The organism is Desulfoprunum sp., assembly GCF_053613775.1.
On record NZ_JBSHXH010000002.1, the window covers coordinates 172,756 to 181,053 of the forward strand.

Here is an 8,298-nt window from a genome sequence, read left to right on the forward strand (position 1 = left end):
TAGTGCAGATATCGTCGAAAATCGCTGCAATTCTGAAGCAGTACTCAAGGTTCCCAAGCACGCCGCGGGGGAGGTGCCCATGTTGCCCGGTACGACAGATCTGTTCCCCGATGCGGACGGGCCGATATTTCTCGGCCACTGTTCCGTCTCCCCCCTGTATCGCACGGCGGCCCGGGCCATCCGCGATTTTACCGACGATATCGCCGCCCGCGGGGTGGGCGGCCTGAAGAACCATTTCGACATCCTGCCGCGCCTGCACGACAATGGGGCCAGACTGCTCGGCTGCGCCGCCGCCGATATCTCCTTCGTCCATAACACCGCCGAGGCCCTGTCGATGGTGGCCAACGGCTATCCCTTCGCCCCCGGCGACCAGATCATCAGCTATGTCCATGAATACCCGAGCAACCACTATCCCTGGGTCCTGCAGGGCCGGCGCGGGGTCGAGCTGATCCTCCTCGCCGACCGCGATCCGCTCGGCCGCTCCGACCCCGGCAACCGGCCGCGGGGCTGGTCGATGGATGAGCTCGAGGAGCGGGTGACGGCGCGGACCCGGGTCGTCGCCATCAGCCACGTCCAGTTCTCCTCCGGCTATGCCGCCGATCTCCGGCTGCTCGGCGGGTTTTGCCGGGAGCGGGGGATCGACCTGGTGGTCGACTGCGCCCAGAGTCTCGGCTGCCTGCCGCTCCGGGCGGAGGCATGTCATATCGCCGCCCTCGCGGCGTCCGGCTGGAAATGGCTGCTGGGGCCGTGGGCCAGCGGCCTGCTCTACACCAGGAGCGATTTTCGCCGCAAGCTGCAGCCGGTGATGACCGGCCCCGGGATGATGCGCCAGCATCTCGACTACCTCGATCACCGCTGGGACCCGCACGATGATGGGCGGTTGTTCGAATATTCGACTGTCGCCTGGGATCATGCCGCCGGCCTCAACGCCGTCCTGGAGGAGGTCTTCCTGCGCTTCGACGGCGCGGCGATCCGCGACGAGGTCTTCCGGCTGCAGGACGTCTTTCTCGCCCACTGCGACCCGGATCTGGTCCGGCCGCTGCGGTTTGACCGGGCCAACCGGTCGGGCATCGTCGCCCTCGAGGTCGGAGGCGATGTGGGGAAGATCATGCCGCGGCTGGCTGCGGCCGGGGTGGTGATGACCGGGCCGGCCGGCTACCTGCGGCTGGCGCCCCATTTCTATCAACAGGACCGGCAGATGATCGGGGCGGCGGCGATCGTCAACCGGATCTGCGCCGAACAACGTTAACAGGGAGACAACAGATGGCAAAAACGATCGTCATTACCGGAGCAACCTCCGGTTTCGGCCGGGCCTGCGCCGAAAAGTTCGCCGCCGGCGGCTGGCGGCTGGTGCTCTGCGGCCGGCGAGAGGAGCGGCTGGAGGAACTGGCGCGGCAGCTGAACGACGTCCCGGTCCATTGCGCCTGCTTCGACGTACGGCACCTGGCCGAGGTGGAGAAGATGGTGGCGGGCCTGCCCGAGGGGTTCCGGACGGTGGATGTCCTGCTCAACAACGCCGGCCTGGCCATCGGCCTCAATCCGGCCCAGACGGCCGAACTCGGTGACTGGGAGGTCATGGTCGACACCAATATCAAGGGGCTGTTGTACATGACCCGCCTCCTCCTGCCGGGGATGGTGGAGAGAAAGCGGGGGCACATCGTCAACATCGGCTCGATCGCCGGGACCTGGCCGTATCCCGGCGGCAACGCCTACGGGGCGACCAAGGCCTTCGTCGGCCAGTTTTCCAACAACCTCCGCTGCGACCTCCATGGCACCGGCGTCAGGGTCACCAACATCGAGCCGGGGCTGGCCGAGACCGAATTTTCGGTAGTCCGCTTCGGTGGCGACCAGGGCAAGGCCGACGAAGTCTATGCCGGCACCGAGCCGCTTACCGCCGTCGATATCGCCGAGATCGTCCACTGGGTCGCCAGCCGGCCGGCCCATGTCAACATCAACCGGATCGAGGTGATGCCGGTCTGCCAGAGCTGGAACCCGTTCGCCATCCATCGGCAGGCCAAGTAATCCAATTTTCAACCATACCGGGAGAGGAGAAGAGATGAAGCGATTATGTCTGGCCGCGCTCTGCTGCATGGTCTCAATCTGGCCGATCCTCGCTGCGGCGGAGGAAAATCCGTGGGAGAAGAAACTGCCGTTTGCCGGCGCCTCCATCCATTACCAGTTGAGCGGCAGCCAGGAAGGGACCGAAGATCGGTATATCAGGGATCATGGGCGGGAAACGGCGACCCACCGCAAGGCCGTCACGGTCATGATGGGGATGAAGATGGTCCACGATACGGTCGAGATCCAGGATGCGGACTGGACCTACACTTACGATCTGCAGGAGAAGACCGGGACCAAAATGACCAATCCCTTGAAGTACATGACGGAGGAATACAACAAACTGACGGCGGCCGAGAGGGAGCAGGTGCGCAGGAATGCCGAGTCAATGGGGGCGAGCTTCTTGCAGGGCATGAACGGCAAGGTGGAGGAGAACGTCACCACGATCCTCGGCCAGGGCTGCGACCGGACCTCAATGATGGGTACCACGGTCTATATGATTCACGGTACGGCTATCCCGTTGAAGACCGAGACGGAAATGGCCGGGATGAAGATGGCCAGTGTTGCCACCGCGTTCGACGAGGGGAAGGTGGATGATACATTCTTTCAACATCCGGCGGGAATCGAGGCCGTCCACGACCGGCAGGCTGATGAGATGTCGAGGACTATGGCAACCCAGACGATGGCCATGCTCAAGGACCCCGACGGCATGAAGAAGATGGAGCAGGGAGCGATGATACCCGGGCTGGGGCCGGGCGAGGGCAACGAGACGGATCAGGAAATGATGGATCAGGTCGACCGGATCATGAAGGGCATGGGCGGCAAATGATGCACCGCACCGCGGGAGATGACGGCCGGGGTTGCGACTCTCCCGCGGTGGAGTGGGGGCGGTGACCGCTGTCAGGCCCCTCGACGGCGCTCGTAACGCGCAATCTTTTCGATCCTGCTTACATGTCTGCCGGCTTCAAATTCTGCATCCAGCCACGTGCCGACAATCTCGATTTCCATATCCGCCGCGATCATCCGTGCGCCAATCGCAATCATATTGGCATTGTTATGCTGCTTCGCCAGTCTCGCCGCATCCCTGTTCCAGCATAAGGCGCAGCGGATCCCGATGACCTTGTTGGCGGCAATGGCCTCTCCGTTGCCGCTGCCGCCAATGACAATCCCGCCGTGTGCCCTCCCGTCGGCGACAGCCTCCGCCGCGGGAAGGATATAATCCGGATAGTCGACGGCCTGCTCGGACTCCGTCCCGAAATCCAACACCGCGCATCCTCTGACGACGAGAAATTGTTTCAGTTTCTCCTTGAGTGCATATCCGGCATGATCCGATCCAAGAGCTATTATCATGACGTTGTCCCCATAATTATCCCGCATCATTCAGCAGCAAATATCCGTTTCGTTCACAAACCTCAGGTAATCTTCCCGGCATGGATTGAACACTTCAATGGCGATCGAGTCCTCGATTATTTCGGCCTTATGTTTGACACCGGATCGAATATTCCAGCTGTCGCCCGGCCTCAATACTTTTCCTGAGCCATCGATAAAGAGCTTGATTGCACCATTGACCAGATATCCCGTTTGTTCAAAAGGATGGGCATGTTCGATCAATAGCGCATCTTTTTTAAGAAGGAATTCCGTCATCAGCGTATTCTTGCCGTAATTGATTGTCTTTATCCTGATGCCTTCGAGAATTTCAACATAGCCGTTATCGGATTGAATGCCGTACATTCTTTCTCCTGGTTATAAGGGGGTATGTTTTTCCAATTATAAGCAAAGAGCATTGCTGCAAGCTGGTGTTCCGGATCAGCCGGTAGCGGTGCCTGGTTCGATCCCGTTCCACAAACGGCAGCACCTGGTCGACTGCATGCCGGCACGCCAAACGAGGGACACCGCACTCATCCCCGGAACTCTGTCTGAATGTAGCACATTTATCCCCGGGGCTCTACCGATTCGTCACCATACCGGCCGCCAGGCGCCGCCGCACCGACCGGGGTGGCGTCGGCACGGTGAGAGGGTTCCCGGGGTCGGTTGACCGACCGCCATCTTTGCAATACCTCTCCGGCCGCAGCCATTGGCCGTCCAGCCCCTCGCTCTGTCCCGATTCCCGGCACGTTCGTGCCTCCCCGAGATTCGGCAATACGGTCATGGTCAAATCCACGCGTTTCACTGCTCTCTTATGGTGCGATTTAATCGGAGCAATAGGAAAAAACCATGACAGAGATCGATATAAATAGAAATTACCAGTTTGACTAATCGTCAATGCCGATTGTATATGTTTTCCGCGACTGCAATTTCAGGGTGTTGGAGAGACCACGATCTCAAGTGGCGCAATCGTAGTATTGCCCCGTTGACTGAGCAAGCTCTGGTACGTTCAGGCCGGTGGGTTCAGCGTGGTGTAACAGAAGCAATGGGGTCCGGAGCGTACGCCGCAGGACCCATGTGAACAGGGGAAACGATGAACGAAGAATTTGCCGGGATCGATATCGGCTCAAGGACCACCAAACTGGTGGTCGTCGATGCCGCGGGTGCGGTGCAGCGCCGCCGCCAGGCCGATACCGGTTTTGAACCGATGGCAACGGCGGAAAAGTTGCTGGCGGGAACAAGCTGCGCCCGGGTCATGGCCACCGGCTATGGCCGCAATCTCTTCGAGATCGCCTTTGCCGGTCGTACGGTTACCGAGATCAAGGCCCATGCCCGCGGCGCCCTGGCCTTTTTCCCCGGGACCCGGACCGTGCTCGATATCGGCGGCCAGGACAGCAAGGTCATCGCCATCGGCGACAACGGCCGGGTGCACAGGTTCGAGATGAACGACCGTTGCGCCGCCGGCACCGGCAAGTTCATGGAGGTCATGGCCCGTACCCTCGGCTATGCCATCGAGGAGTTCGGCGACGAGGCGCTGCATGCCGACAGCGATATCGCCATCTCCAGCATGTGCACGGTCTTTGCCGAGTCGGAGGTGACCTCGCTCATCGCCAAAGGCCGGGAGCGGCGGGAGATTGCTCTCGGCCTGCACAGCAGCGTGGTGCGGCGGGTAGCCGCCATGGTGGGCCGGGTGGCTACGGCAGGAGATATCGTCTTTACCGGCGGGGTGGCCAAGAACCCCTGCATGCGGGCGCTCCTGGCACAACTGCTCGGCCGCAGGATTCTGCTGCCGGCGGAGCCGCAGCTGGCGGGGGCGTTGGGGGCGGCATTGCTGGCGCTCGAAAGTGAAAAATACCAATAACAGAGGAAGAATAACAATGGCAATCACTCCCTTGATGAACGACGGCATGGACGGTGCCCCGGCCAAACGGGTGCTGCACTCCATGCAGGAGCAGAAGGAAAAAGGCCGTCGCATCGTCGGCATCTACTGCGGTTACGCCCCGATCGAACTGATCCAGGCGATGGACCTTGTCCCGGCGGTGCTCTGCGCCTTCGCCGAGGGGCCCATCGCCAGCGCCGAAACCGTCCTCCCCGCCAACCTCTGCCCGTTGATCAAATCGAGCTACGGCTACATCCTCGAGGGGACCTGTCCCTTTTTCGGCCTGTCCGAGGCGGTGGTCGCCGAAACCACCTGCGACGGCAAGAAGAAGATGTTCGAACTGGCGGCGGAGGTCAAACCGATGCATGTCATGGACCTGCCGCAGCTGCCCGACGAGGCGGAGGCCCTGGTCAATTGGACGGCGATGATCCGCAAGCTCCAGAACTTCCTCGAGAAGACCTTCGACCGCCGGGTGAGCGACGATGCGATCGAGGCCTCGATCAAGGCCACCAACCGCAAGAACCGGTTGATGCGGCGGATCTTCGATTACGCCGCCCTGCATCCGCCGCTGCTCTGCTGGCAGGAGATGTACGATGTCGGCTTTCTGGCCCTGCCCGCCCGCGGCGAGGAAATCGAGCCGCTGCTGGAATCGCTGCTGGCCAGGCTGGCCGTCCGGCGGGAGCAGGGTGAGTGCTTCGGGACCGAGCGGTCGCCGCGGGTCCTGGTCACCGGCTGCCCGGTGGGCGGCGACGCCCTGAAGATTTTCCGGATCATCGAGGAGGCGGGCGGGCTGGTGGTGACCCCCGACTCCTGCACCGGCATCAAGTCCTTCCTGGGCGAGACCGAGGAGGACACCGGTGATCCGGTGGCGGCGATCGCCAGGCGGTACCTCGCCATCCCCTGTGCCTGCATGACCCCCAACACCCGGCGCCTGACCGCGCTGTCGCAGCTTATCGACCGGTTCCGGCCCGACGCGGTCGTCGACTTTGTCCTCACCGCCTGCCATTCCTACAATGTCGAATCCCATAAAATCGGCAGGCATGTCGGCGAACGCCACGGCCTCCCCTATTTGAAGATCGAATCGAACTATTCGAAGAGCGACGAGGGGCAGATCAGGACCAAGATCGAGGCGCTCTTCGAGATCGCCCGGAGTTGAAATGAGGCTGGGTGAAAAGTGGGAACCTATCGAGCGCGTTCCCTGAGATAGGCTCACCCGCGACCGGCAATCAATGACAACGAAGCCGTCCGGGCGATCAGAGAGTATCTCTCACGGTTATCAGGATTTCAACTTCTTATCGCGTTATTAAAACAAATCAACAGTCAGTTCCTTAAACCGGTTTACATAGGCCTCGAGCTCCTGTACCGCTATCTGGACGCTGTCCCCCAGATAATTCAAAAACGGCGGCCGGATATGGTAGAGAACATCGAACATCGAGAGAACGCCCACCAGATCGCCGAAATCATCGGTAACCATGGCACAGATGGTTTTATAGCCGGTTTTTCTGACCTTGCCGTTGTATATGAGTCTGACGGCTTCCGTTACCGATGCATGGTGGTTGATGGTGCTGAATTCTGAAACCATGATATCTCGAGCCGTCTGTCGCATAGGTCCGATCCTCATTCCATTAGGGATTTGTCTGGGTTCTTAACCATTTATTGATTCTACTCGATTGATCTGCATGCCCTCAAGGCAATTTTGCACTCTCTTCCATGCCATCCGGACAGGTCAGGATGATTGCCGGCGGGGCAGGGGATTTCCGTTCATTGGTGATCCCGTTGCGGCAGAATTTTCAATCTTCCCCGAGGAGTTCGGCCAGTGCAGCGGTGTCGAGCCGCTCTCCCGCGTCGAGTCGATGGCCTCGGGTGACCGATCCATGTATGCGAGGCGCTGATCGAAAACGCGTGCTTCCGGCAGCGGTGGCTGCTACAAGGTAGTTATGGAATCTGAGCAACTGTTGGGCTCGAAGTCAAAAAAGGAGGTTTGCAAAGCATGAAAATAATAGGCATCGTTGGCAGTCCAAGAAAGATAAAGGGAAATACCGGCCGTCTGGTGCTGGAGGTATTGAAGGGAGCGGAGGCGGAAGGCGCCACCTGTGAAACGGTTGCGCTCCCGGGCGGGACCATCAAGCCATGCAAGGGCTGTGATGTCTGCCACAAGAAGGGGGTCTGTCCGCAAAAGGATGATTTTGAAGACCTCAAGGCCAGAATCATCGCCAGCGACGGAGTGGTCCTGGCCAGCCCCAACTATATCTCCAGCGTCAGCGCTCAATTGAAGGCCTTTATGGATCGGTGCTGCGGCGTCGTTCACTGCCTCGGCTTCGAAGGCCGGTACGGCGCTTCGGTGGTGACATCGGGAGGCGGCGACGAAGAGCCCATCGCCGAGTACATGAACCAATTCCTGCTCACCACCGGCATTACCCCGGTCGGTTCGGTCTGGGCCAACATGGGTACGCTGCCCAACAATGAATTCACCCCGGAAATCGTGGCAGATGCCCAGGCCCTGGGGCGAAAACTGGTACACGATTGGCACAACCACATCACCTCACCCGAGATCGAGGAGCGCAAGGCAAGGTTCATGGAAAGGATGCGGCAACTGATGCTGTATTGCCGACAGGAGTGGCCGTTTGAATACCAATACTGGGAAAAGACCCGGGGAATGTGACACTGACATGAAACCACAATGCGAGAGAGATGACGATATTCAACCGGTAAGTTTTGGCCGGGGCCGTGGATCGACTGTTGGCAGAAAAGCAGGGCGAAGTTCAGGTCACGGCCGATTACGAAAAAACCGTTGACAGCCGCGCCGCTACTGGTGTAGAGTCGCCTCCACAAATGACGCCTCTCCGATGATCGAGCCTTGGCTCGAGCGGCAAAAACAACAAAATTTGTCGAGAAATCAGAAGTATTGAAAGGGTGTCCATAATCCTCGGTAGCTCAGTCGGTAGAGCGGGTGGCTGTTAACCACCTTGTCGGCGGTTCGAATCCGTCCCGGGGAG

10 protein-coding genes and 1 tRNA gene are annotated in these 8,298 nt (G+C 60.0%); 7 read left to right on the plus strand and 4 right to left on the minus strand.

Annotated elements, in window-relative coordinates:
- The first annotated feature begins 79 nt into the window (after positions 1-79).
- Genes ACWGKN_RS02470 through ACWGKN_RS02480 form a run of 3 tightly spaced genes read left to right on the plus strand, consistent with a single transcriptional unit; the run spans position 80 to position 2,887 of the window.
- On the plus strand, positions 80-1,249 hold the full coding sequence (locus ACWGKN_RS02470; RefSeq protein WP_452094606.1) for an aminotransferase class V-fold PLP-dependent enzyme: 1,170 nt from the start codon (positions 80-82) through the stop codon (positions 1,247-1,249).
- A gap of 14 nt (positions 1,250-1,263) precedes the next feature.
- The gene (locus tag ACWGKN_RS02475) at positions 1,264-2,022 is read left to right on the plus strand and encodes an SDR family oxidoreductase (protein WP_035227749.1); all 759 of its coding nucleotides are present in this window, start codon (positions 1,264-1,266) and stop codon (positions 2,020-2,022) included.
- 34 nt (positions 2,023-2,056) lie between these two features.
- A complete protein-coding gene (locus ACWGKN_RS02480; protein WP_452094607.1) occupies positions 2,057-2,887 on the plus strand; it encodes a hypothetical protein in 831 nt (276 codons plus the stop codon).
- Positions 2,888-2,958: 71 nt separating this feature from the next.
- On the opposite strand, the gene rpiB is transcribed toward ACWGKN_RS02480, so the two are convergent.
- The 3 genes from rpiB to ACWGKN_RS02495 form a co-directional block, all read right to left on the minus strand.
- Entirely contained in the window at positions 2,959-3,438 is a 480-nt protein-coding gene (rpiB, locus tag ACWGKN_RS02485; RefSeq protein ID WP_452094608.1) for a ribose 5-phosphate isomerase B, read from the minus strand.
- A complete protein-coding gene (locus tag ACWGKN_RS02490) occupies positions 3,439-3,789 on the minus strand; it encodes a cupin domain-containing protein (RefSeq protein ID WP_452094609.1) in 351 nt (116 codons plus the stop codon). It lies immediately after the preceding gene.
- Between the two features lie 214 nt (positions 3,790-4,003).
- Positions 4,004-4,207, minus strand: coding sequence for a hypothetical protein (locus ACWGKN_RS02495; protein WP_452094610.1), 204 nt, complete (start codon positions 4,205-4,207; stop codon positions 4,004-4,006).
- A gap of 309 nt (positions 4,208-4,516) precedes the next feature.
- Here ACWGKN_RS02495 and ACWGKN_RS02500 point away from each other — a divergent pair, with 309 nt between their 5' ends.
- Positions 4,517-5,284, plus strand: a complete 768-nt coding sequence (locus ACWGKN_RS02500) for an acyl-CoA dehydratase activase (protein WP_035232288.1) — start codon at positions 4,517-4,519, stop codon at positions 5,282-5,284.
- 16 nt (positions 5,285-5,300) lie between these two features.
- The gene (locus ACWGKN_RS02505) at positions 5,301-6,458 is read left to right on the plus strand and encodes a double-cubane-cluster-containing anaerobic reductase (RefSeq protein WP_452094611.1); all 1,158 of its coding nucleotides are present in this window, start codon (positions 5,301-5,303) and stop codon (positions 6,456-6,458) included.
- Positions 6,459-6,605: 147 nt separating this feature from the next.
- Here the strand turns inward: ACWGKN_RS02505 and ACWGKN_RS02510 are convergent, their stop codons facing one another.
- Positions 6,606-6,908 carry a CBS domain-containing protein gene (locus tag ACWGKN_RS02510; RefSeq protein ID WP_452094612.1) on the minus strand — a complete coding sequence of 101 codons (303 nt, stop codon included), beginning with the start codon at positions 6,906-6,908 and terminating at the stop codon, positions 6,606-6,608.
- A 384-nt stretch (positions 6,909-7,292) separates the two neighbouring features.
- Between ACWGKN_RS02510 and ACWGKN_RS02515 the strand changes: the two genes are divergently transcribed.
- The gene (locus ACWGKN_RS02515) at positions 7,293-7,964 is read left to right on the plus strand and encodes a flavodoxin family protein (RefSeq protein ID WP_035232283.1); all 672 of its coding nucleotides are present in this window, start codon (positions 7,293-7,295) and stop codon (positions 7,962-7,964) included.
- A 261-nt stretch (positions 7,965-8,225) separates the two neighbouring features.
- A tRNA-Asn gene (locus ACWGKN_RS02520) sits at positions 8,226-8,298 on the plus strand.

Coding starts and splice junctions, on each gene's coding strand:
- ACWGKN_RS02495 (WP_452094610.1), bottom strand. CDS start 4,207: ATGACCGTATTGCCGAATCTCGGGGAGGCACGAACGTGCCGGGAATCG.
- ACWGKN_RS02480 (WP_452094607.1), top strand. CDS start 2,057: ATGAAGCGATTATGTCTGGCCGCGCTCTGCTGCATGGTCTCAATCTGG.
- ACWGKN_RS02510 (WP_452094612.1), bottom strand. CDS start 6,908: ATGCGACAGACGGCTCGAGATATCATGGTTTCAGAATTCAGCACCATC.
- ACWGKN_RS02490 (WP_452094609.1), bottom strand. CDS start 3,789: ATGTACGGCATTCAATCCGATAACGGCTATGTTGAAATTCTCGAAGGC.
- ACWGKN_RS02470 (WP_452094606.1), top strand. CDS start 80: ATGTTGCCCGGTACGACAGATCTGTTCCCCGATGCGGACGGGCCGATA.
- ACWGKN_RS02475 (WP_035227749.1), top strand. CDS start 1,264: ATGGCAAAAACGATCGTCATTACCGGAGCAACCTCCGGTTTCGGCCGG.
- ACWGKN_RS02505 (WP_452094611.1), top strand. CDS start 5,301: ATGGCAATCACTCCCTTGATGAACGACGGCATGGACGGTGCCCCGGCC.
- ACWGKN_RS02500 (WP_035232288.1), top strand. CDS start 4,517: ATGAACGAAGAATTTGCCGGGATCGATATCGGCTCAAGGACCACCAAA.
- ACWGKN_RS02515 (WP_035232283.1), top strand. CDS start 7,293: ATGAAAATAATAGGCATCGTTGGCAGTCCAAGAAAGATAAAGGGAAAT.
- rpiB (WP_452094608.1), bottom strand. CDS start 3,438: ATGATGCGGGATAATTATGGGGACAACGTCATGATAATAGCTCTTGGA.